This is a genomic window from Bacillus sp. FSL K6-3149 (genome assembly GCF_038630515.1).
Taxonomy (GTDB): Bacteria; Bacillota; Bacilli; order Bacillales; family Bacillaceae; genus Bacillus; species Bacillus pumilus.
The window spans coordinates 1,889,979-1,914,162 of the sequence record NZ_CP152034.1; the positions used below are offsets into that span (position 1 = coordinate 1,889,979).

The following is a 24,184-nucleotide window of genomic DNA, read 5'->3' on the forward strand; positions in this document are numbered from 1 at the left end:
ATTTTAAGTGACAAGAGAAGAAGGGAAATAGACTCACTCTTTTATCGGAATTATCAGTAAATATTTCATAAATGGTGTGTTAACGACATATAATCAGGACCTTTTTATCTGATATATCGGGGGAATTCTTTCTATTTCACAAAAAAGAAAGAATATATAAAGGGATTGATAAAAATGGACTATTTCAAAAAAAGAAGAAAAAAGATGGTTTAATTGCCATTATATGGGTTTTGTGGTTCTTAAGGAGTGAAAAAATCTAGCTAATAAGATAGGGGTCTTGCACTTAAAAGTGAAGAATTGAATAAAAAGTCACATTTTATCCGAAAGTATGTTCGGTCAAAAATGGGATCTTCTGTTGATGTTTGGAGAGTAGAGCCTATGATACGATCATCATAAGCTGGGAGGTGAAAAGTATGACTTATGCAGCGCCGCAAGTTGACTATTCCACTATGGAACCTGCTATTATGGACCAAGCTTGGTTCTTAGTATTTGTTGCTGTCCTTCTTGGATTGGGAGCAACAGTTGTTCTAGGAGCAGCAGTTTGGTGTTTAGCAAACGGCAAGGGTAGCTTTACAGGAGCCGTTCAGTGGGAAAGTGGCTTAAAAGTCCAAATTGAATGTAAGTAGCTATACTTAGGATTCATCTTTTTACTTCTATGAAATGACACCAAGGCTAAACCGTCTGTGGCGGGCGGTTTAGCCTGATCTGTTTTTAAAGAATATGCAGACACTTGGAGGTTATATGTTTACGATCGAGAAATTAACCAAGACGTATAAAAATAACGTGACTGCTGTCAATGATTTTCATTTAAAAATCGACCCTCATCAAATCGTTGCTGTTGCTGGACCGAATGGTTCTGGTAAAACAACGATGATTAACTGTATACTCGGCATCATTAAGCATACAGAAGGAACGATTCTGTTGCAGGATGTCACAAATGACGAACCATCCTTTAAAAAACAAGTAGCCTATGTTCCAGATGATCTGCTGCTCCCTGAAGCATTGACTGGGGCTGAATATTTAGATTTTGTTTCTTCTATGTATGAATGTAAAACAATTCATAGAAGAAATCAACTGATTGAACTGTTTGATATGGACTCGGCTTTATCAAGACCGATTGAAACCTATTCACATGGTATGAAAAAAAAGACACAGCTGATTGCCGCCTTTATGCTTGATAGTCAATTGGTGATCATGGATGAGCCCTTTAGAGGACTTGATATTGAAGCGGTTATAAACACAAAGAAACTGATGAAGCGTTATGCCGAGCACCATGGTGCGATCTTGCTTTCAACGCATGATATGCTTTCAGCGGAAGAGCTGTGCCACAAAATCGCCATTATTTCTAAGGGAAATAAAATGGATGAAGGAACGGTCTCAGCCTTAAAAGAGAAGTATCAATCAAGCACATTGGAACAGGTGTTTCTGAAAGCTTCAATGTTAAGTGATAGGGGTGCACATTTTGATGAAATCATTAATCATTTCTAGAATGATGCTTAAAATGTGGCAGCAGGAGATGTATAAGCTCTTTGATACTCAGACGAAGCGGATCATTGTGATCTTATTCTTTTTATTTGCCGTCACAATGGGCGCCATCATCGGATACAGTTTTACGGGTGTCTTTATGAAGGCTTTCTTAAATGGCGATGAACGTTCACTAGGATTACTCGTTGTGTCAATGGCGATCAATGCATCCATCTTTACTAGCCTGTTATTCATTTTGATCAAGGTCAGAACGCCTGAGCAAGACCGTTTTTCTATGCAGCTCAGCTGGTTCCCGCTTTCTACCTTTCAGAAAAGCCTTGGTTACTTTATTCCGATGGTGACAGTGGTGGCAGGACTTGTTTTATTTTTTATCGGTATTCTGCTTTTACCTAATTTTATTGCCCAGGGAATAGGTATTTTCTTTATCTTTACGTTCTTTTTGATGGTGATTTTGCAATCGCTTTTTGTCTTAATGCTTTTGCAACTCATTTATAATATGACGTATTTAGTCATTCTGAAATTAAAATTACCGTTGCAAAAATTTGCAGCGATCTTTGTTTTATTAGCACTGGTTGTAGCGTATGGAATGACGCATTTTGATATCAGTCAAATTCAGCAATCATATATACAGTTTGATTATCATTTGATGTATTTTACAGCACCGTTTTTCTTAGCGGCTCAAGGAATGTCTCCTGAAGGGGTAAACTATGCAATTTTGATTCTGTTTATCCTTTTATCGGCGAGCGGTGCATTTCTTTCCCTTGCGATGATGCCGATTATGGCAGAGAAAAAAGCGTTAACCTTCTTAAACAAACTGCCGTTCTCTTCTTCAAAAAAATGGTCACTTATTGTAAAGGAAATGAAATCACAGGTGCGAAATGAAGAAAACATTTTAAACTTTCTCATTCTCCTCATTGTGATCTTATTCGTCCGTTATCAATTTGGATTCCGTTTTGAAGAAGAAGCATTTTTTGTTCTCTGCGCTCTTGCTGGATTAACCGCCTTCAATTCATTTGGCAATGATAAACGAATGCTGGGGATGTACAAAACATTTGGTCTAAGATCGTGGGAAGTGGCTCTGTATAAGTTTATCGGGCTTTTGCTTGTTGGTGTACTGCAAATTGCAATCTTCATGCTGACAACGCTGACGCTTCCTGATCAGGTTTGGAACGTATTGATTGGGGCCGCTGTCTTATGCAATGCCACTGCGCTCTTTTATGTGGTAGGTATTTTACTTCCGCTTGATCGGAACAATCCTTACACAGGCATTTTTTCATTTGGAGCACTTATTTTACTCATGATTCCGATTGTTTTTATTGGAAACTATGTCATAGGGGAGTCGAGTCAAACACTTCAGTGGCTGCTTGTAGCTGCATTTGAAGGTCTGCTCATCTTTGCCATATACAAAGGTTTTTCATGGAGGTATTCACATGATTCAACTTCTTAACAATAAGCTAAAGATTGAGCGGGTACCGGCACTTGCGCCGTATGTGACCTTACAAAAGAGGCATCTCACGGATACGCAGTATGGAAGCACACTCCCGATTAATGAAAGTGCCTATCATATGTTAACGAAAGTAGATGGTAAAAGGACAGAAGCGAGTATTACCGCAGAGCTCGCCGATTTGTTTCAGGTCGATGAGTCTGTGATTTCTCGTGACTTTTATCAACTGATAATGGGGTTGAATCAGCACCACTTACTGTCTATTCATTATCAATCACCATATCGGATTGTGACAGCCTGCTGTCAATTTTTCAAGCAGTATCAAGTGAAAATGAAGGAACGATTTGATTGCACTGGTCACTCGTTCCTTCATATTTTTGGGACAGCATTACTCATGGTGACGCGTAAAATCATCTTTTTCTGGATGCTATTTATGGTCATGGCAGGAATCGCTTTTTTATTCATTCCTGACCGATCAATTGCAGCCATTGCGATTTATTTTACAATTATTTATTTTGGATTAATTACGGGAACGGCCTTACATGAGGCAGCACACGGCTATACGCATCGGAAATTTGCGGGACGGGATGGTCCACAAGGTTTTTTTGCAAGTGATATGATGTCTGTGAAATTTGTGAGACCGGTATTAGATCCGTTTCAGAAAAAGCAGGTATGGATTACCCTGCTTGGGCCGCTTGTCCCAGGTGTGATCGGAGCAGCAGGGATCATTGTGACCGTATTATGTCTAAAAGAAAATCCAATTTCAACAGGTTTCTTTATTTTTTCAATCACGTATTTTATTCAATTACTCTATCTTCTTCCATTTATGGGGGATGGTAAATCCATTATGAAGCAGCTATTGCTTGGGGGAATGGGAGGACAACGATCATGAACGTACAGGCGATGAAACAAGGTGCTATTGTTGGTGGTTTTCTGGGGTTTTTAGGCTTTCCGATGCTGACAATCGGCGTATTATTCTATCATTTATTTCAATCAAAAACGAATGATGCTTTATTATTTAACAGTCTCGCTTTTGAGATGGAAGGTTCATCCGCATTTACTTTTCAAATCAAGCCAAACTTTTTTATTTATATGATTGTGATTTTTGCCGCGAGTTTTCTCATTGTGGCTATCTTATCAGCCATGAAGCAGAAAAAAACGAAAGGTTAGGAGAATTCTCCTAATCTTTTTTTGTATGTCCAACCAAATTTTAGTATAATAGAAAATAAAAAACATCAAAGGGGATCTCAATGTTAAAAAAATGGAGTGTTCTTATATTCACTGTTTTTCTATTAGCAGGATGCGGTGAGAAGGCTGAAGAAACCACGCAAACCGAGAAGACGGTATCTACAATAAACACGGAGTCTGCTACTAAGAAGCAAGTAACCATCGAACAAATGAAACTGACAAAAAAAGAAAAAAACTTACTAGAAGCATCAACCACTAATGAAATGGTGGCTCTAACAATAAAAGGATTAACGAAGAAGGATAAGAGTATTACGTTTATCGGGAGTCATTATAAAAATGGTCGATTAGCTAATAAGGAAGCGTCATCTGCCACCTTTACTTTACATCAGGATGGAACCGACCAAACGATGAATGTGCTCTTACAATTAAGGCATGAGAAAGATACATATGAATCACAATTTAGTATGTGGTCAGACAACAAGAACGAGGGAATGACGAAAGCAACAGCAAGCTTTCCGTTCAAGGTAAGTGACTATGTTTTTTCTGCACAATCTGAAACTGTCAAAGTCTCTTCTGGAGGAAAGGCACTGATTGCGTATACAGCGGCAATGGGGAAAGACGGAAATTCACCAATGCTTGAAGAGATTGAGAAAAATCCTAAGCAAGCGCTGAAGAATAAGTCACATGCCTACTTATTTTATATTCAGCTCGATAAATAACTATCGTAATATATACGGAGAATATGAAGTTTTTTGACGAAAAATCTTCATATTCTCTTGACGAATTGTTTAGGAAGTTGTAACATAATAAAGGTCAACGCGATGACGTTGCTTTTGAAAAATTGATGCGGGTGTAGTTTAGTGGTAAAACCTCAGCCTTCCAAGCTGATGTCGTGAGTTCGATTCTCATCACCCGCTCCAATACATAATTTTTGTTAATAACGCAGTATTTCGTTTCTTAGATAAACGAAGTGTTGCGTTTTTTATTATGTCAGTATAATGTGAAAAAGCACTGTCAAGCTACAGTGCTTTTTCAATAAATTCATATTTACTTTCTCCACCATGTATTTGTACAAACATCTTCGTCAAGGATTGGATGAGAGCTTCACTCTTTTCCCGGGAAATAGATGGCGGAAACAGAATGATTTGCAGAATTTTTTTTGTGTCTTGAGAAATGTGTGCTTTACTTGTTTGAGAAAATAATCCCTTAAGTCCTGCGTTGTCCTGCCATTCAATGTAACCACTCTCATGTTTTGCTAGTGAAAGCGGCTCTTCTATGCGATCAGCATCGAATGTCAGGATAGGCAAGAAATATTTTAAAGAGAAAAAGATCGACAAATCCTGTACGGAATTGGTCGAGTCAATAAATTGTTCCTTTTGGATATCAGCAAGAATTGGCAGGAAAGGAACGTCTTTTAAAAGGTCCGTCCATTCTTTGATTGCTGGTACTTCTTCTAAGACTTTATCTTCGTATTCAAAGAATAAAGATTCTTGAAACAGGCGTAGCCGGCCTTTTAACATTTGAGGGGATGTGCCAACTTCAATATGCGAATATTCAATATGTCCAACATGGATAGACGGGTTGTCAGGATGAGAAATTTCCATATGTATCTTCACAGTGACTCACTCCAATCGGTCATGATACACTCGTATTATACTGAAAACAACAGAAGAAACAAAGAAAGGAGGTTTGCAAGGTGATTCATGTTGGAGAATTAAAAGAAGAATTGATTCAATATGCGAAAGAAATTGGTGTCGATAAAATCCGATTTGCAAGTGCTGATACATTTGATTCATTAAAAGATCGCCTCATCTTACATGAATCGTTAGGGTATTTGTCAGGCTTTGAAGAGCCTGATATCGAAAAACGAACAAACCCTTCTTTGCTGCTTCCGAAGGCCAAATCAATTGTTGCGATAGCGCTCGCGTATCCTTCCAAAATGAAAGATGCTCCTCGAAGTACAAAGGATGCAAGAAGAGGGATCTTTTGTCGTGCTTCTTGGGGAACAGACTATCATGTTGTGCTGAAAAAAAAGCTCGATATGCTCGAGGAATTCTTGCGAAGCAAACATGTCGATATACGAACAAAATCAATGGTGGATACAGGGGAGCTGTCCGATCGTGCAGTAGCGGAACGTGCTGGCATAGGTTTTAGTGCGAAGAACTGTATGATTATCACGCCAGAGTTTGGGTCTTACGTGTATTTGGCTGAAATGATCACAAATGTCCCATTTGAACCGGATGAAAAAATTGAAGACCAGTGCGGAACGTGTAATAAATGTGTTGATTCGTGTCCAACTGGTGCACTTGTAAATCCAGGACAGCTGAATTCCCAGCGATGTATTTCCTTTTTAACGCAAACGAAAGGATTTTTGCCTGACGAGTTTCGTTCGAAAATAGGAAATCGTTTATATGGGTGTGATACGTGCCAAATTGTCTGCCCGATCAATAAAGGGAAGGACTTTCACCTGCATCCTGAAATGGAGCCGGACCCTGAAATTGCGAAGCCGCTCTTAAAGCCGCTTCTTACGATCAGTAATCGTGAGTTTAAGGAAAAATACGGTCATGTTTCAGGTTCATGGCGGGGGAAAAAGCCAATTCAGCGAAATGCGATTTTGGCACTTGCTCACTTTAAAGATACATCTGCCTTACCCGTGTTGATTGATTTGATGCACAAGGATCCAAGGCCTGTTATTCGAGGCACGGCTGCTTGGGCAATTGGGAAAATTGGCGACGAGCAGCTACTCCCAGAGCTGGAAAAAGCCCTTGAGCGGGAAAGTGATGAGGAAGCGAAACAGGAAATTGTCAAAGGGATTGAGTTTTTACAGACACCTTTAAATACTAAATAACATCTCTGTGAACATAGAATGAACCAAACAGAGATTTTAAAAAAAGTTTGGTGGTGTCTGTGTGAAACAATTATTAGAGCAAACATTAGAAGACAGGCTTGGTTATTTATTAAATGGAAGTGCAATCAAACAGCCGCAGCTCATGTCTGATGTGGAAGCAGTCGAACGGAAAAAAGAGCTTTTTGCTAGAAGACAGGTGGAGATTGTCAAGGCGAAGGCGAAAGCAACACTCCTAGATTCAACGATTCAGGATGATGGGGCTCAGCATGTGCAGTATCTTGCTCATCTCACTTATGTATGCAAGGATGTAGACGATTCTTTTTATTTAGAGGAACAAGTAGAAAAAAGAGAAGCGTTCCTTTACAACGACATGCTTGTGAAAGATCGGATAATGTTAGAAAAGCGGCAAATGGAAGAGCAGGTGGATGAGCGCTTTCAGACCGAAGAACAGTTTGGGAGAGCCTTTCACTATGACCGGCGGGCAGCCGTACAATATGCGGAGACGTACTGGAATAAACGAAATCCCGCCTATAAAAACTTCGAAGATAACTGCACAAATTTTATTTCACAATGCTTGAAGGCAGGGAATGCGCCAACGAGAGGGTATCCGAACCGCGGATCTGGTTGGTGGGTGCGGCCGCACACGTGGAGCTATAGCTGGACGGTGGCTCATTCGATGAAAAATTATTTAGCGAATTCGAAAGCGGGTTTAAGAGCAAAGAAACTCAAGGAAGCGCAGGAGCTTCAAATTGGTGATGTCATTTGCTACGATTTTGAGGGAGATGGTAGGTATAATCATACAACCATTGTCGTCGATCACGATAAAGGCGGAATGCCTCTTGTGAATGCTCAGACATATGACAGCCGAATGCGTTATTGGTCGTATGAGGATTCGACCGCCTATACACCAGCTATTCGTTATACGTTTTTTCACATTTTGGACGATGCCGCGAAGGATAGTTAATGGTATAATGTTGAGCGGAAAAGAAAATTAGAGGTGAACTTTTTTGGGACTTCATGTCGTTTTATATCAACCAGAGATTCCAGCTAATACTGGAAATATTGCGCGTACATGTGCAGCAACAAATACAACCCTTCATCTGATTCGTCCGCTTGGTTTTTCGACAGATGATAAAATGCTGAAGCGTGCAGGACTCGATTATTGGAAATATGCCAATGTCGTCTATCATGACTCGCTTGATGAATTGTTTGAGGCTCATCCGAAGGGACAATTCTTCTATATCACAAAATTTGGCCAAAAGCCGCATACGACATTTGATTACTCTCAGTTAGATGAAGATTACTTCTTCGTTTTTGGCAGAGAGACAAGTGGATTGCCGAAAGATTTGATCGAGCGGAATATGGACCGCTGCCTTCGTTTACCGATGACAGAACATGTTCGTTCTCTGAATCTATCGAATACGGCAGCAATTCTTGTGTATGAGGCACTTCGACAGCAGCAATATCGAGATCTGATATAAGGTCAAGAAGAAAGCTGGGATACCAATCTCGGCTTTTTTTATATGAGATAAGGAACAAAATATGATTTGTTCAGTCTATTTTTTGACATATTGAAAAAATCGAAGCACAGTGAATAAGCAGGTGCTAAAAACAACGAACTAAATGAAAAAAGGATGTTCCGCTCATGGAACATCCTTTTTTTCATTTACCAGGCTTGCCTTCGTAGCCAGCTGTGAAAATGGATACTAAAAACGTAATGATGACGCCCATCATAATGACCGTTCTCATATAAGCTCCCCCTTATCCCTTTGTTTCTATCGCTGCCTGTTTCATATGATGTGAAGTTCGCCTTGAAAAGCAGGAGAAGAAGATCATTTTTCTCCTGTTTTTCCTTTATTATGAAGGGTCTTGCGGATGGTTGTCAATTCAGTTTGCCAATTCGTCATTTTGAAGAACGAAAGCATGTAATAGGACGCCTCCGCATAGATTGTAAAACAGTATCTGATTACTTGCTTCAATCTTGAAAGAGGAGGTTCATATGGATATTTTAAAGAAAATCGAACAGCACAGAGAAGAAGAGCAGCGTCTTAAATGGGAAGGCACATTTGGCGAGTATTTAGACATTATAAAGGAAAATCCACTTGTCGCTCAATCTGCTCATTCTCGCGTTTATCATATGATTAAAGACAGCGGGATTGAAGAGGAGAATGGGGTCAGAACGTACAAATTTTTTGATCAGGAGCTTTTTGGATTAGAGGAATCATTGGAAAGATTAGTGGAGGAATATTTTCACCCTGCTGCCAAGCGCCTCGATGTGAGGAAGCGTATTTTGTTATTGATGGGACCAGTGAGCGGGGGGAAATCTACGCTTGTTACTAGGCTGAAAAGAGGACTAGAGGAATATTCACTGACAGATCATGGCGCAGTCTATGCGATCAAAGGCTGCCCGATGCATGAAGATCCGCTTCATCTTATTCCGCAAAATCTGCGGGAGGATTTTTATAGAGAATATGGCATTCGTGTGCAGGGGAATTTGTCTCCTCTGAATATGATGAGGCTGGAAGAGGAATATGGCGGACGAATTGAGGATGTAAGGGTTGAACGGATCTTCTTCTCAGAGGATAAACGGACCGGTATTGGTACCTTTAGTCCGTCTGATCCGAAATCTCAGGACATTGCTGATTTAACAGGAAGCATCGATTTTTCAACCATTGCTGAATTTGGCTCAGAGTCAGATCCAAGGGCCTACCGCTTTGATGGAGAACTCAATAAAGCAAACCGAGGGATGATGGAGTTTCAGGAGATGTTAAAGTGTGATGAGAAGTTTCTATGGCATCTTCTGTCATTAACGCAGGAAGGAAATTTTAAAGCAGGCCGTTTTGCCTTGATTAGTGCAGATGAATTGATCGTTGCTCATACGAATGAAACCGAGTACCGGTCGTTTATTTCAAATAAAAAGAACGAGGCCTTGCATTCAAGAATTATTGTGATGCCGATTCCTTATAACTTGAAGGTGACAGAGGAGGAACGCATTTATCATAAAATGATTTCAGAAAGTGATGTTTCTGATGTGCATATTGCCCCGCATACGCTGAAAGTAGCAGCGATGTTCTCCATTTTGACAAGACTCAAAGAGCCGAAGCGTTCTGATATTGATTTGGTGAAAAAAATGCGTCTGTATGACGGAGAAAGTGTCGAAGGCTTCCAATCTGCTGATATTGATGAGATGAAAAAGGAATTTCATGATGAAGGGATGAGCGGAATTGATCCGCGATATGTGATTAACCGCATTTCCTCCACTATTATCCGGAAGAATATGGAGTCGATCAATGCGCTGGATGTTCTTCGTTCGTTAAAAGAAGGACTCGATCAGCATCCGTCTATCTCAAGCGAGGACCGGGAGCGTTATTTGAATTTTATTTCTGTTGCGCGAAAAGAGTACGACGATATTGCCAAGAAGGAAGTACAAAAGGCATTTGTGTATTCCTATGAGGAGTCTGCGAAAACACTGATGGATAATTACTTAGATAATGTCGAGGCCTATTGCAACAAAAACAAGCTGCGTGATCCGTTAACCGGTGAAGAAATGAATCCTGATGAAAAGCTTATGCGTTCAATTGAAGAGCAGATCGGAATTTCTGAAAATGCGAAAAAGGCATTTAGAGAAGAAATCCTGATTCGTATTTCGGCTTATGCGAGAAAGGGCAAACGCTTTGATTATAATTCTCATGAGAGATTGCGTGAGGCGATTCAGAAGAAGCTGTTTGCTGATTTAAAAGATGTGGTGAAAATCACGACGTCAACGAAGACACCGGATGAACAGCAGCTGAAGAAAGTGAATGAAGTAGTGGCTAGATTAATTGATGAACATGGCTATAATTCAACAAGTGCAAATGAACTTTTAAAATATGTAGGCAGTCTTCTTAATCGTTAATAAAGGAAGGAGGCATTATTGGCGCACCTGCACCGGTAATGTCTTTTTTAGAAATGACCGTCAACTTGGGTGACGAGCAGCATAAGATAAAGGAATCGGTGGTTAGAAGAATTGTGCAAACAGGTGAGGAGGGGGATGGATGTCCCGGCAAGAAAAAAGTCAGTTTATTGTATCTCAGGAAGACTGGTCCCTCCATCGAAAAGGCTATGACGACCAGCAGCGTCATCAGAAAAAGGTCAAAGAAGCGATTAAAAACAATTTGCCGGATCTTGTCACAGAAGAAAGCATTATCATGTCTAACGGAAAAGATGTTGTGAAAATTCCAATTCGTTCGTTAGATGAATATAAAATTCGGTACAACTACGATAAAAATAAGCATGTGGGTCAAGGTGATGGAGATAGCGAGGTAGGCGATATTGTCGCACGTGATGGATCAGACAGTAAGCAAGGGCAAGGAAAGGGGCAGAGCGCAGGAGATCAGGCTGGAGAGGATTATTACGAAGCAGAGGTCTCATTAATGGATCTTGAGGAAGCGCTGTTTCGGGAATTAGAGCTACCAAACCTTAAACAAAAGGAGCTTGACGACATTATTGTCGAGCAAATTGAGTTTAACGATATTCGCAAAACCGGGTTAACAGGGAATATTCATAAAAAACGAACGATGCTCTCAGCATTTAAACGAAATGCAATGACAGGCAGTCCTTCCTTTTATCCAATCTACCCAGAGGATATCAAATATAAGACGTGGAATGAAGTGACCAAACCAGAGTCGAAAGCCGTCGTTTTGGCAATGATGGATACGAGCGGAAGTATGGGACTTTGGGAAAAATATATGGCGAGAAGTTTTTTCTTTTGGATGACACGTTTCTTACGGACAAAGTATGAGACGGTCGATATTGAATTTATTGCCCATCATACAGAGGCGAAGGTTGTAGATGAAGAGCATTTCTTCTCGCGCGGTGAGAGCGGGGGGACGATTTGCTCCTCTGTCTATCGAAAAGCACTAGAGCTCATAGACGAACGTTATCCGCCATCACGATATAATATTTATCCTTTTCATTTTTCTGATGGAGACAATCTGACCTCAGACAATGCACGGTGCGTAAAGCTAGTTTCTGAAATTATGAAAAAAGCCAATTTATTCTGTTATGGTGAAGTGAATCAATACAACCGGCATTCTACATTAATGTCAGCATATAAGCATATACAGGATGAGAAATTTAAGCATTATATTTTGAAGCAAAAATCAGATGTTTTTCTCGCCCTAAAAAAATTTTTTCAGCAGGAAGAAGTTCTTTCGTAAATAGCACATTTGAAAAAACCTTTCAGCATAAGGGCTGAAGGGTTTTTTGTATGGAGAAGGAAGGGATCACCAGAAAAAAAGTAAAACTTTCTCTTTGACATTTCAATTTTCATTTATTAATATTTAATCTTGTTAAATATAAGTTTTTCAAAAAAGATGCCGATCGTCTTTTCTTCTTTTTCTACTCTTTGCTCATGAGTGAACAATAAGTATAAATGGGCTGCACACCATTATTCATGCGGGGAAGATGAAGGAGATATAACAGTTTTATGAGCTTGCTTCATATTCTGTCAGATGATGGGCATTCTAAGTTTGCTAAAGCAGATGACACTATATTTTTATACATGAAAGGAGAAACAAAACATGAACAGAGGGCGTTTATTGCTAACGAACATTATTGGCCTTATTGTAATTCTTGCCATTATTGCCGGAGGTGCTTATTACTACTACGAAAGCACAAATTTTGTCAAAACTGACGAGGCGAAAGTGACAGGTGACATGTATCAAATCACAGCACCAGCAGCTGGACAAATCAAAGGCTGGGATATCAATGAAGGTGACGAAGTGCAAAAAGACAGCACAGTTGCAAAAGTTGAAGGAGAAACAAAAACAAACATTAAATCAGTGGCTGATGGCACATTAGTCAAAAAAGAAGTACAAAACAATCAACAAGTGCAGCCTGGTACAGTTCTTGGTGAAACGATTGATTTAAGCAAGCTTTACATCACAGCGAATATCAAAGAAACAGATATTAAAAACATTGAAAAAGGCGACAAAGTTGACATCGTCGTAGATGGTGATCCTGATACAACATTTGAAGGAACAGTTGAACAAATTGGTTATGCGACAAACTCAACATTCAGCATGCTGCCAGCAACAAATTCAAGTGGTAACTATACAAAAGTGACACAAAAAGTAGCAGTGAAAATTTCAATTAAAAATCCATCAGACAAAGTACTTCCTGGTATGAATGCTTCTGTCAAAATTTCATCTTAATGATGATTGATATCAAAAAATGAAAGGAGGTTGTCTGAGATGGCAAATCAACCTGCAGCAACAAAACAGGGAGCAGGCTCCTTGTCTTTACTGATCATTTTAATGGCCGGCTTGTTCGTAGCGATTTTGAACCAAACACTTCTGAACGTAGCCATGCCCCATTTAATGACTGAATTTAATGTGAGTGCAACGACGATTCAGTGGCTTACAACAGGTTATATGCTTGTCAACGGTGTGCTGATTCCGTTATCTGCGTTTTTAATCACACGCTTTGGACAGCGCAGCTTATTCTTAGTTGCCATGATCTCGTTTACACTAGGGACCTTTATTTGCGGGATTGCGCCGAACTTTTCGACCATGCTCATCGGTCGTTTGATTCAGGCAATCGGCGGCGGTATCCTGCAGCCGCTTGTGATGACAACAATCCTTTTTATTTTCCCTCCTGAAAACAGAGGGAAAGGAATGGGGATTTTCGGTCTTGCAATGATGTTTGCTCCAGCGGTAGGACCAACATTATCTGGTTACATTATTGAACATTATTCTTGGCGTATTATGTTTTATGGACTTGTTCCAATCGGAGCAATTGTCATTATCGCGGCTTTCTTTATGTTTAGAAATATTGTAGAGCCTAAAAAGATCAAGCTGGACGGCCTTGGTGCGATTCTTTCCATCGTTGGTTTTGCTTCGCTTCTATACGGAGTGAGTGAAGCCGGAAGTGATGGCTGGACAGATCCGATCGTCTTATCGACGATTATTGTTGGTGCGATTGCGATCATTCTCTTTATTTTCCAACAGCTGAAAGTTGATAATCCGATGCTTGATTTCCGTGTGTTTAAATACAGCATTTTCTCATTATCAAGTGTTATTAATATTATTATTACAGTTGCCTTATACACTGGGATGTTCTTACTTCCGATTTATCTGCAGAACCTCGTTGGATTTACGGCATTGCAATCCGGGCTATTAATGCTTCCGGGGGCACTTGCGATGCTGATTATGTCCCCGATTTCAGGGATTTTGTTTGATAAATTTGGACCTCGTCCGCTTGCGATTGTGGGGATGCTCATTACCGTTGTCACCACATTCGAGTTTACAAGGCTGACCATTGATACATCATATAGTCACATTGTACTCATGTATGCAGTGCGTGCATTCGGTATGTCACTCCTTATGATGCCGGTGATGACAGCTGGGATGAACCAATTACCACAGCACTTAAACAGCCATGGTACAGCGATGTCTAATACATTAAGACAAATAAGCGGTTCGATCGGTACGAGTTTGATCACAACGATTTATACGAATCGGACAACATTCCATTATTCCAATATGGCGGATCAAACAAATACAGCGGACCCATTCTTTATGAATTCATTCCAGGCGGCTGTGTCGAATGTGATGCATCATATGGGCATGACAGCTGAAGCTGCTCAAAAATATGTATCCACCCAGCTCTTTACGAAAGCACAGGTTGATTCAAACGTAATGGGTATCAATGATGCTTACATGTGGGTAACGTTATTCTGTGCCGCTGGTGTCATTCTTAGCTTGTTCCTGCGTGATGTACGTAAGGATAAAAAGCGAAAAGATCAGCAGCATAAAAAACAAGAAATAACACTGCTTCCAGCACCTAAGGAAGCAAACCAAGATGCAAGATAAGTGTGGAGGGACCGTACATGAAAATTTATGTCGTATACGATAGTGAAGGTAACCATACAAAAGCACTGGCAGAAGCAATTGCAGCAGGCGCAGGTGAAACAGAGCAGGCTGAAGTATTCGTTGATCACGTGAAAGATGCGGATATTCGCAAGCTGGATCAAATGGATGCGATCATTTGGGGCTGCCCTGGTCACTTTGGGACCATTAGTGCTGGATTAAAGACATGGATTGACCGTCTTGGCTACCTATGGGCAGAGGGAAAACTAATCGATAAAGTCGGTGCCGTTTTCTGTACAACTGCTACAACGCACGGTGGTTTAGAAATGACGATGCATAATTTGATTACACCAATGTTCCACCAAGGGATGCTTGTCGTTGGTCTTCCTGGAAATGTGCCAGAAAATGCTTTATACGGCTCTTACTATGGAGCAGGTGTGACATGTCCGATTGATTCTGATGAAGTGATTTCGACAGAAGGCATTGAACTCGGGAAAGCATTAGGAAGACGTGTAGCATCAGTCACTGCGTCATTTAAGCGATAAGGAGAGGGTTCTTTTGGCGACGATTATTGTAGCGTTAGTAGCTGCTGTTCTAGTCATTATCGGATTAGTAGCATTCAATGTCAGACACGCTTCGGTCGAGAAGAAAGAGATCAATGAAGATGTGCCCAATCAGCCTGACGTGCCCCGTAGCGAGTCAGAAGTTGCGGCGAGACCTGTAGAGCCTGAAGTAGAAGAGGAAGCGTCAACGCCTTCTCAAACGGATGAACGAGTGTCTGGTGATGATTTCTATAGACAGGCGCTTCAAAAGTTTAAGCAGCCAGAACCACCTGTCAAAGAAGAAGAGCCAGAAACTAAAATGAATGATGATATGTATCGTTCTGCTTTGCAGAAGCTAAAGCAGAACGACAAATAAAAAAGAGAACCTCTCGTCAGGTTCTCTTTTTTTATAGCACAAAAAAACCGCCGGCAGAAGCCGGGCGGTTTTCCTTCACTCTATAAAGTGCTAAAGAGCAGATGCTCTTAAATTACGCTTTGTTAACGTTAGCAGCTTGTGGTCCACGGTTACCTTCAACGATTTCGAAAGAAACTGCTTGACCTTCTTCTAAAGTTTTGAAGCCTTCGCCTTGGATAGCAGAGAAGTGAACGAATACATCGTCTTGACCTTCTACTTCGATGAATCCGAAACCTTTTTCAGAGTTGAACCATTTTACTTTACCTTCTAACATGAAATTTCCTCCTAAAGCGATCTTAACGCTTAAATTCACTATTCTTGCTCTTACACAAACTTCAAAGACGAAAACTCTTTCAAAACTTTCTTCTTAAAGATGATACGAACAAAAATAATTACCTTTACTTTACCAGTGTTTGCGGGAAAAAACAACTGTTATCCAAAAACTTTTTTAAAAATAATTAGCGCTAACAAATTGAGGAAAAAGCCTATGTTCATTGGCCTCTTTTTCTCCCTGAGAAGCTCACTTGATTTCGGCCAGACTGCTTCGCTTTATAGAGCTCTTGGTCAGCTATAATCGGTAATTGCTTGATATTTGGACTTGTCCCGGGGAAATACGCACACCCAAGTGATACTGTAATATGAATGGACATGCCATTTTGTAAATAAATCGGCTGATCTGCTATTTTTCTTCGTAAGCGTTCTGCAATCTGCCATGTTTTTTCAACTGTACAATTGGGTAGAAGGACGGCAAATTCCTCACCGCCAATTCGGCCAATATAATCTGAGCTTCTTGTGTTTTTCATCAGCCTTTTTCCGATTTCTTTTAAAACCATATCTCCCTCATGATGTCCATATTGGTCATTGATGGATTTGAAGTAATCGATGTCTAAGTAAATAAGGGATATTTGATGGATAGGCTGCTTAAATTTCATCGAAAAAGCATCATTTAAGACCTCATCGAACTTCCGCTTATTTAAAACACCTGTTAAAAAGTCATAATGAGCTTGGAATTTATACAAATTTAACAGCTGATATGCTTTTGTTTGATGCTCAATGACGTAAAAGTTAAACAGTCCTGCAACATATGAGAACATCCAATAAGCAAAATGCAGTTCAAATGATGTCTCATGCACGATCATGATAAACAGGCTTGTGGCAATGACATTACCTAACGTAATGGACAAAAGCATTTTCATAACTTGATTCATATGGCGCTCAGCAATTAAAAAAGAAGCTGTTGCGATGATCATCATGGAAAAAATATTGATGAAAGAAGCGACGTTGGCTTCGATTAATAATCGACCAATGATTACAACACAGGCTGCAATGATGGTTTGGGCGATGCCTCCATAAAAGGCCGTTAAAATAAGGGGGATATGTCTTAAATCGATGATGGCTGGTCCTGCTTTGATAGAGAAGAACATTAAGAGGACACCGAGTAACCCAGAAAGAATGCCTTTGAATAGTTGTCTGAGCAGGGTATCTTCTTTCTTAAGAAAATTCTCTTTAAACACAAGCAGAAATAGATAATGAAAAGTGACAAGAATTGTTAAATTAATAAAGAGGTCTCTTAGCAAAATTAAATCACCTTTTTAAAATTACTAAAATTTGTTGCAAAAGAAAAGGGGAAAAAGGATAATTAATAAAAATTTCACTTATAAGGGGATCGAAACATATGCGAGGAAAACGCTTCCCAGATGAAACGGACTGGCTTTCTTTTTTTGAAACGGAGCCTGATGAAAGGTTCGAGAAAGGGATGCCTATTGAATATCAAAGCCTGACATTTCGATTTGAGAATCAAGACGAGCGTTTCGTTGTCACGATGTACCTTGGAAGTCAAGAATTTACGTTAAAAGCTGTTCGAAAAAAAGATGGATCTGTTTTAGGCATTTATGATTTTAAAACCGTGCAACATGTAGAGATAAAAAAAGACAAGCAATACGAAAAAGAGCTTTTAATCATAGTGGAAGCTTATGGCGATTTTATCACAACAGTTGAAATCACCTTTTTACCTTTCTTCTCTGTGATGATGAAAGAACATTTTTCAGGAGAATAAACAGGAGCCTCTATTCATAAAGGCTCCTGTTTTCTTATTTGTGCTCGATGTCATTGATCACTTGCTGGATTGATTCATCATCCATCACATTCATGACACTTTCATCAATATGAAGAGACTGTGCATAAGATTCTCTTGGCTGATGGTTTCTTGATGTCGATTGGTGCTGATTCGTATGATTTGGCTGTACAGCAGTGAATGCCTGCTTCATCATTTGTCCGATTTCCGCAGTGCCCTTTGATTCTTTCTGTGCGTGTGACTCTTGTCGAGACGATTCATGGTGCTGTTGATCTTTTCCCTTCATCATTGAAGACATATTCATTTGCGTCATGCTTTTCAGTCTTCTTCGTAAAACTGGGGAAAATAATGCAATGATGGCTGTAGATGCTGCGATCATTGCGCCAGTGCTCATGCCTTTTCTTTTTTTAAACAAACGAATCCCTCCATTTGATCGTGATGATTCTTCTTCATCATGTTTAGGATGACCAAACAAAGCTGAATTATGAATTCATTTCGTTGAAAGAGAGGATGTATGCATAAAAAGCCGACTGGATGAAAAACCTAAGAGCAAAAGGAGGGAATAAATGATGAATAAGAAATGGATGCTATCTTTACTACTCGTTCCAGCATTGATCACCACTGGATGTGGTATGAACAACCAGGGCGATGAGCGAAGAGGAACAATGAAACGACAGTATGAAAATGTCACATATAAGAATGACAACATGAGGCAGGATCAGCCAGATGTTCAAACACCTCAGAAGGTCAAAGTGGCAGATAAAGCGTCAGAGCTAGTAGCCAACATGTCTGAAGTAAAAACAGCGAACGTACTTGTTACAGGAAAGAATGCATTTGTTGCCGTTATGCTTGAAGGCGATAAAAGCGGTAATGTAACAGAAGATTTGAAAAAGAAAATTTCTGATAAAGTCAAATCAACGGATCAACAAATCGACAATGTGTATGTATCTGCGAATCCAGACTTTGTCGATCGTATGGAAGGGTACGGAAAACGTATTAGAAGCGGAGAGCCCATCTCAGGATTTTTCGATGAATTTACTGAAACGGTCAGACGTGTCTTCCCTGAATCAAAATAACTACGACAAAAGCCGTATGTCATATGCGGCTTTTTTGTTTGGAACCGCACCTTGCGCACCTGACTGCATAAAGTAAAAAATATATCACCTCTTGTTGATCTTTGTTTCTTCATAGAAAGAGAAAGAGGCTGCAGGATGAATTCAGGTGGGGAGCAAATGAAAGCCAAGCCGTCATTGATTCATAAAAAGCTTGTAGGCGGAATGATAGCAGCAGGTCTCATTTTTTATGCTTTCACCGCATACTTGATTTATGTTGCGTTTCAGCTGACAGGACAATATTTAGAGCAGCAGTCTTCTCCTAAAACGATTTTAACGGAGGGACTCAATAAGCAAGTCTATGAACATATTAGAATATACTATGCAGAGGAAGAGGACGCTTTTGTTGATTTAACAATTGAGGCCATGGATCAGGCAAAGAAGAGGACAGCGTCAGTATTTCAATTTGAAACTGACAAACCTTTAGACATTATTTATTTTGATGATAAAGAGACAATCGAGCAATTTGCAGGAATTAAGCATATTACGGGTTTTTACTCCGATCATGATCAAATGATAGGGTTATATCCAGATAAGCGGGAAGCATTATTGAAGAAAGAGACACTCCCTTTATACTTTTTCAACACGTTATTGATTCATGAATATGCTCACTTTGTTTTCTATGAAAAAGTTCATTCTTACGAAGTGTCTTCGGTGATCTTTCCCCTTTGGTTCCATGAGGGAACAGCAGAATGGACGGCCTATGACGTGTTAAATGCCACGTCTGAACGGTTCGACGTCATTCCCTTTCAATTTCTTCATTCCGATCAAGATTGGCAGGACTCCCGAATGACGTATGAGACAGATGTTTATGTGCAAAGCTACTATATGATTTATGAGCTCGTGCAGCTTTATGGACGAGACGTCATACATGAGATTATGGAGGAAACGGCAAAGACTGGCCGTTTTGATAGAGGTTTTGAACAAGCGACAGGACAACGTTTGGCAGATTTTGAAGAGCAATTTAAACTGAGTTATCAAAGAAAAAACGGCTGACCTGAGGATATAGGTCGGCCGTTTTTTGTTTAATGAAGCGGTTTTTGCTGATTGGCTTTGTTTGGCGGCATTTGAACTTGGCCCTTCATTGGGGCAAATGTAGACGTCATCGCCTGCATATCTTGAGCTGTAAGCTGCGGAACTTGATAATAGCTATGTTTATTTTGATATAAGAAAATTTCATACGCCATTTCAATAAAGTTCGGAATTTGCGCTGCAAGCACACGTCGCACCACAGGGTTTGTTACCTCTAGTGCAGTCATTGAAAGTAATCCAGCATGTGATTTCACGAGACCTAGCATATGCCCTGTAATTCCCGAGTCCTTTACATCCTGTAACGATTGATTTGGCTTCTTAGGCTGAGATGGTTTTATTCCGTATGTCACCTCTGTTTGTTCTTTCATCATATACGTAGATGTTTCTTCACTAGGCTTTTGACCAGTAGAAAAACAATCTACCGTGACATTATACTGTGACAATACAAATTGATATTGTCGATCTAAAATGTCGGATAATGCGGGATCTTGGATGAATTGGCGAAAGATCATGTATTGATCCAAAATATTAATGGTCCCTGCTAATACTTCATGTAAATCAAATAACTCATGCCCGCCATGATTGAATTGGGGCTGCTGGACATTTCCTTGAACGTTTGTCTGCTGATCGTTTTGCATAGAGATTCCTCCTATTGTTTATACATTCTGTTTTAATGTGAGGAAGTTTTCCTTCTTTCATGCAAAAAACATTATTTACAATTAGAGGGTTTTCTTCCTTTTTGTCGAAAAAAAGTATCAGACGAATGAACATGGGGGTACCAGATGCAGGACAAAATCATTAATCGTTTGATAGAAGACGAACATGTGCAGGCACCAGTGATTGGCATCGGTGTTTCGCCGTTTGAACAGCATCATCTTGAGGCTTTTTTTCAATCATTTCCACATGAACTAAATGCCTCTTTTATTGTTGTACAAAATCATGTGACAGGCGATTGTATAACTGATTTGGAAGCACTTGTTTTACCGATTGGCTACCGGGCAAAAACGATTAAACATGGTGAGAAAGTCATGAAGAAGACGATTTATTTTTGTCCACAGCATGCGGTAGTGACGTTAACAGAAGATCAGCGGCTGCACCTATCAGAGCAGCTGCCGGCGTGCATGGCTTGCTCTGTGGACTTGCTTTTTCAGTCTCTTGCCAGCGTTCAAAAGGAGGAGGCATATGCGATTTTCTTTCAAAAAGGTCATTGCGTGGGAAGTGGCTTGCTTCAGTTGGTTGAGCAGGGCGGTACAGTTTTATCGTGCAGTGAGGAAGAAAGTGGTTTTGACACTTTGTATCAACAAACATTCAAAGACCCTTCAACCCTTGCGGCATATATCGCAAATATCATCAACGTCCCGCATCTCGATGAGGCAGATCCTGTTTTACTGAGAATTATTGAACGTCTTGAAATGTATAAAGGCATTGCTTTTTCAACCTATCAAAAGAAAAGGCTGCTATCTGTCATTCAAAAACGAATGAATGTTGCAAAAAAACGGATTTCATTGTTAGCAGAGTACGACTACTTATTAGAAAGAGAACCAGATGAGCTTGACCTTCTGCACGCTCAGCTTCTAAGCGGCATGACATCTTTTTTTAGAGATATGGAGGCTTTTCATGTATGTGAACATCAGATCATTCCGTCGATCATTGAAAATGCGGTGAAAAACGGGAAATCTCGATGCCGTATTTGGATTGCAGGATGTTCGACAGGAGAGGAAGCGTATTCTTTTACGATCTTATTTTTAGAAGAAATGAAGCGAAGACAAGTGACCATTGAACTTCAAGTATTTGCAACAGATATCAACCGGAAAGCCATTCAAACAGCTAGTAAAGGTCTTTACTCAGTAGAGTCTATGGCAAGGATGCCGGAAAAATGGCGGGCGCGATATTTCGAAAGGAAAGGTGACGCTTTTATTGTGAAGCAGTCGCTTAGAAAACATATTGTCTTTGCACCTCACAATTTATTGATCGATTCACCTTTTATCCACCTCGATTTTATCAGTTGCCGAAATGTTCTGATGTACTTCCAGCCTGAAGTGCAAAAACGAGTATTGTCCCGATTCCAATATGCTTTAAAAGATCAAGGGATGTTGATATTAGGGCCAAATGAAACTGTACCCAATATCCCTCGTTTGTTTCATTTGTTCAATGAAAAATGGAACATTTACACCCATTCAAACGTTTCAAAACCACATGTCCCTTGGACACCAGACGCTCGTGATATCGAGTTGAAAGCGCGAGCCGAACAATATATGCAAGAAGTAAGCAAGGATTATGATGCATGTATGGTCATCAATGATAGTGACAAAATCCTGGCAGTATCAAAGGGTGCGTATTCTTTTTTAGATCATACAGAAGTGTCAGATCAATCATGTGAATATGTGACACCAGATTATATGAAAGAGATGCTCAGTCAAACCTTTCAAAAGGTTTGGACAGACGAGACAGAGGTTGTGTTTCAACATGTTCTCATTTCGGAAAAAGGCAGCAAGCAATATGCAGATTTTACCGTGAAAAGTTTTGACCGCCGTTTTAAGGGAGTTTACGTCATTCTCATTCGAATGAATGAGAGAGGAAAAAATCAAAAGAACGGCAGGGACATAGGGATGTCAGATCAGAATTCAGTCTATCAACAGCGTATTGTCGATTTGGAAAATGAACTCAATGAAGTCAAACAAAAGGAGCAGGAGGCAAGGGCTCAATTAAAAGCAAAACACACGCAATTAGAGGAGTTTGAGAAAAAACACGAACATTATATAAATATCATAAACAACTTGAGGGTGACAAGAGAAGAACTGTACAAACCCTCTGTCAAGCCGGAGCTTGCAACGCTGTTTGTGGACAGGGACATGAATATACGCTATTACACTCCTACAGCTGCCTCTTTATTTACTTCTGCGAAAATCAGACATCAGCAATCCTTTCAGTCGATGGCTAAAAAGCTTACGCAGGAAACGCTCTATCATGATATCCAATCCGTCATATCGGATAGGCGCGCGATCGAACGTGAAATTGAAACGAACGAAGGCGAGCAATTCACCGTTCACATCACACCCATCTACGATGAAGAACGTGAAGGAGCAGTGATGACCTGGATTAAAATGACTGAAGTAACGAAAATCAAGCAGTCGCTTCATCTAGCGGTGACGGCACTTGATAACAGCCATATTCATATTGTTGTGGCAACTGAGGAAGGGGTCATCCAATGCGTGAATCAGCGTTTCTGTCAGTTTGTCCAGCAGCATGAATATGACCTGATCGGCAAAGATATTTTTTCTGTCTATCATTCGCTATGTCAATGTGATGATTTAGAGAAACAATGGAAGGTTTGTTTAAGAGAGGGCAGCTGGACAGGTGAACTATACTTTCAAGATTTATCTGGACGTGAACGATGGGAGAGAGTCTCTTTACACCGAATTGATGACCCTGACAAAATGCAGTCAACCGTCATGCGGATTTCAGAGGATATCACCAATCAAAAGCAGTCAGAGAAGATGCTGATGAAATCTGAGATGCTGTCAGCAGTAGGGCAGCTTGCAGCAGGCATCGCTCATGAGATACGGAACCCGCTGACCTCATTAAAAGGGTTTTTACAGCTGATGATTCAAAGTAAAAAGTATCAGAAAGATTATGCAGATGTGATGATGTCAGAGTTTAATCGGCTCGAGTCGATTATTAATGAATTCCTCGTTCTTTCGAGAAGCAAATCGGTGAAATTTGAACCGGTACATGTCAATCTTCTGCTCGAAGAAGTGATCATGGTCGTTGAATCCCAGGCGGTCTTAAAAGGCGTGTCCATTCAGAAAAAGCTGTCTCCGTCGCTCCCTAACATTCAAGGCATTCCGAATGAACTGAAACAAGTCTTCCTAAACATCCTTAAAAACGGAATAGAAGCGATGGATGGTGTGACAGGCGTCATCAAGGTGACCTCTCTCATGAAAGATCAGCAAATGATGTTGATCTTTGAAGACCAAGGAAAGGGAATACCAGAGGACGAAATAGGGAAACTCGGTGAACCATTTTATACAACAAAAGAAAAGGGGACAGGCCTTGGTTTAATGATGACCATTAAAATCATTGAAAGCCATGGCGGCACCATTCGTTTTGAAAGCAAAAACTTTGAGGGGACACGAGTGATTATTACCTTTCCGATGAGTTAAAAAAGACAAGTTTTACATGAAATCCATTCAA

The 24,184-nt window shown here is 40.1% G+C and carries 24 protein-coding genes and 1 tRNA gene; 20 read left to right on the plus strand and 5 right to left on the minus strand.

The features are described 5' to 3' along the window. Window positions 1–413: 413 nt before the first annotated feature. The 7 genes from MHB83_RS09490 (at window position 414) to MHB83_RS09520 (ending at window position 5,037) form a co-directional block, all read left to right on the plus strand. Complete coding sequence (locus MHB83_RS09490) at window positions 414–626, plus strand: hypothetical protein (protein WP_003211695.1); 213 nt, start codon at window positions 414–416, stop codon at window positions 624–626. Between the two features lie 115 nt (window positions 627–741). Further along, entirely contained in the window at window positions 742–1,488 is a 747-nt protein-coding gene (locus tag MHB83_RS09495) for an ABC transporter ATP-binding protein (protein WP_050945447.1), read from the plus strand. Then, on the plus strand, window positions 1,466–2,932 hold the full coding sequence (locus tag MHB83_RS09500; protein WP_050945446.1) for a hypothetical protein: 1,467 nt from the start codon (window positions 1,466–1,468) through the stop codon (window positions 2,930–2,932). The genes MHB83_RS09495 and MHB83_RS09500 overlap by 23 nt, the downstream gene beginning before the upstream one ends. Then, window positions 2,916–3,821: a PqqD family protein gene (locus MHB83_RS09505; RefSeq protein WP_137054865.1), complete on the plus strand. Its 906-nt coding sequence runs from the start codon at window positions 2,916–2,918 to the stop codon at window positions 3,819–3,821. Before MHB83_RS09500 ends, MHB83_RS09505 begins: the two co-directional genes overlap by 17 nt. After that, a complete protein-coding gene (locus tag MHB83_RS09510) occupies window positions 3,818–4,099 on the plus strand; it encodes a hypothetical protein (protein ID WP_253622790.1) in 282 nt (93 codons plus the stop codon). The genes MHB83_RS09505 and MHB83_RS09510 overlap by 4 nt, the downstream gene beginning before the upstream one ends. Window positions 4,100–4,179: 80 nt before the next feature. Next, window positions 4,180–4,836 (plus strand): hypothetical protein, encoded by a 657-nt coding sequence (locus tag MHB83_RS09515; protein ID WP_003211065.1) that lies wholly within the window; start codon window positions 4,180–4,182, stop codon window positions 4,834–4,836. A gap of 127 nt (window positions 4,837–4,963) precedes the next feature. Next, a tRNA-Gly gene (locus MHB83_RS09520) sits at window positions 4,964–5,037 on the plus strand. Window positions 5,038–5,136: 99 nt separating this feature from the next. Here the strand turns inward: MHB83_RS09520 and MHB83_RS09525 are convergent. Next, window positions 5,137–5,733, minus strand: coding sequence for a hypothetical protein (locus MHB83_RS09525; protein WP_253622789.1), 597 nt, complete (start codon window positions 5,731–5,733; stop codon window positions 5,137–5,139). Between the two features lie 83 nt (window positions 5,734–5,816). Here MHB83_RS09525 and queG point away from each other — a divergent pair, with 83 nt between their 5' ends. From queG to MHB83_RS09570, 9 genes are all read left to right on the plus strand, one after another. Further along, complete coding sequence (gene queG, locus MHB83_RS09530) at window positions 5,817–6,965, plus strand: tRNA epoxyqueuosine(34) reductase QueG (protein ID WP_106029965.1); 1,149 nt, start codon at window positions 5,817–5,819, stop codon at window positions 6,963–6,965. A gap of 61 nt (window positions 6,966–7,026) precedes the next feature. Further along, the gene (locus MHB83_RS09535; protein ID WP_137054864.1) at window positions 7,027–7,929 is read left to right on the plus strand and encodes an amidase domain-containing protein; all 903 of its coding nucleotides are present in this window, start codon (window positions 7,027–7,029) and stop codon (window positions 7,927–7,929) included. Between the two features lie 43 nt (window positions 7,930–7,972). Then, window positions 7,973–8,446, plus strand: coding sequence for a tRNA (uridine(34)/cytosine(34)/5-carboxymethylaminomethyluridine(34)-2'-O)-methyltransferase TrmL (trmL, locus tag MHB83_RS09540; protein WP_003211950.1), 474 nt, complete (start codon window positions 7,973–7,975; stop codon window positions 8,444–8,446). Between the two features lie 518 nt (window positions 8,447–8,964). Next, a complete protein-coding gene (locus tag MHB83_RS09545) occupies window positions 8,965–10,860 on the plus strand; it encodes a PrkA family serine protein kinase (RefSeq protein ID WP_003211752.1) in 1,896 nt (631 codons plus the stop codon). Window positions 10,861–10,999: 139 nt separating this feature from the next. Further along, window positions 11,000–12,163, plus strand: a complete 1,164-nt coding sequence (yhbH, locus tag MHB83_RS09550; RefSeq protein ID WP_003211440.1) for a sporulation protein YhbH — start codon at window positions 11,000–11,002, stop codon at window positions 12,161–12,163. Between the two features lie 363 nt (window positions 12,164–12,526). After that, the gene (locus tag MHB83_RS09555) at window positions 12,527–13,159 is read left to right on the plus strand and encodes an HlyD family efflux transporter periplasmic adaptor subunit (RefSeq protein WP_003211200.1); all 633 of its coding nucleotides are present in this window, start codon (window positions 12,527–12,529) and stop codon (window positions 13,157–13,159) included. 39 nt (window positions 13,160–13,198) lie between these two features. Beyond that, window positions 13,199–14,818, plus strand: coding sequence for a DHA2 family efflux MFS transporter permease subunit (locus MHB83_RS09560; RefSeq protein WP_050945441.1), 1,620 nt, complete (start codon window positions 13,199–13,201; stop codon window positions 14,816–14,818). Window positions 14,819–14,835: 17 nt separating this feature from the next. Continuing rightward, entirely contained in the window at window positions 14,836–15,360 is a 525-nt protein-coding gene (locus tag MHB83_RS09565) for a flavodoxin family protein (protein WP_003210946.1), read from the plus strand. Window positions 15,361–15,373: 13 nt separating this feature from the next. Beyond that, a complete protein-coding gene (locus MHB83_RS09570) occupies window positions 15,374–15,733 on the plus strand; it encodes a hypothetical protein (RefSeq protein ID WP_003211027.1) in 360 nt (119 codons plus the stop codon). Between the two features lie 112 nt (window positions 15,734–15,845). On the opposite strand, the gene cspB is transcribed toward MHB83_RS09570, so the two are convergent. Next, window positions 15,846–16,046: a cold shock-like protein CspB gene (gene cspB, locus MHB83_RS09575; RefSeq protein ID WP_003212277.1), complete on the minus strand. Its 201-nt coding sequence runs from the start codon at window positions 16,044–16,046 to the stop codon at window positions 15,846–15,848. Between the two features lie 217 nt (window positions 16,047–16,263). Further along, window positions 16,264–17,349: a diguanylate cyclase gene (locus tag MHB83_RS09580; RefSeq protein ID WP_003211754.1), complete on the minus strand. Its 1,086-nt coding sequence runs from the start codon at window positions 17,347–17,349 to the stop codon at window positions 16,264–16,266. A gap of 98 nt (window positions 17,350–17,447) precedes the next feature. Between MHB83_RS09580 and MHB83_RS09585 the strand changes: the two genes are divergently transcribed. After that, entirely contained in the window at window positions 17,448–17,828 is a 381-nt protein-coding gene (locus MHB83_RS09585) for a hypothetical protein (RefSeq protein ID WP_003211455.1), read from the plus strand. Between the two features lie 34 nt (window positions 17,829–17,862). On the opposite strand, the gene MHB83_RS09590 is transcribed toward MHB83_RS09585, so the two are convergent. Beyond that, window positions 17,863–18,261: a hypothetical protein gene (locus MHB83_RS09590; protein WP_050945440.1), complete on the minus strand. Its 399-nt coding sequence runs from the start codon at window positions 18,259–18,261 to the stop codon at window positions 17,863–17,865. A 151-nt stretch (window positions 18,262–18,412) separates the two neighbouring features. Between MHB83_RS09590 and MHB83_RS09595 the strand changes: the two genes are divergently transcribed. Next, window positions 18,413–18,922: a YhcN/YlaJ family sporulation lipoprotein gene (locus MHB83_RS09595; protein WP_003211812.1), complete on the plus strand. Its 510-nt coding sequence runs from the start codon at window positions 18,413–18,415 to the stop codon at window positions 18,920–18,922. A 156-nt stretch (window positions 18,923–19,078) separates the two neighbouring features. Next, complete coding sequence (locus MHB83_RS09600; RefSeq protein ID WP_310427296.1) at window positions 19,079–19,954, plus strand: hypothetical protein; 876 nt, start codon at window positions 19,079–19,081, stop codon at window positions 19,952–19,954. 29 nt (window positions 19,955–19,983) lie between these two features. Here MHB83_RS09600 and MHB83_RS09605 read toward each other — a convergent pair whose 3' ends face one another. Further along, window positions 19,984–20,628 (minus strand): spore coat protein, encoded by a 645-nt coding sequence (locus MHB83_RS09605; protein WP_106032286.1) that lies wholly within the window; start codon window positions 20,626–20,628, stop codon window positions 19,984–19,986. Between the two features lie 144 nt (window positions 20,629–20,772). Between MHB83_RS09605 and MHB83_RS09610 the strand changes: the two genes are divergently transcribed. Continuing rightward, window positions 20,773–24,153 carry a CheR family methyltransferase gene (locus MHB83_RS09610; RefSeq protein WP_050945438.1) on the plus strand — a complete coding sequence of 1,127 codons (3,381 nt, stop codon included), beginning with the start codon at window positions 20,773–20,775 and terminating at the stop codon, window positions 24,151–24,153. Window positions 24,154–24,184 lie beyond the last annotated feature (31 nt).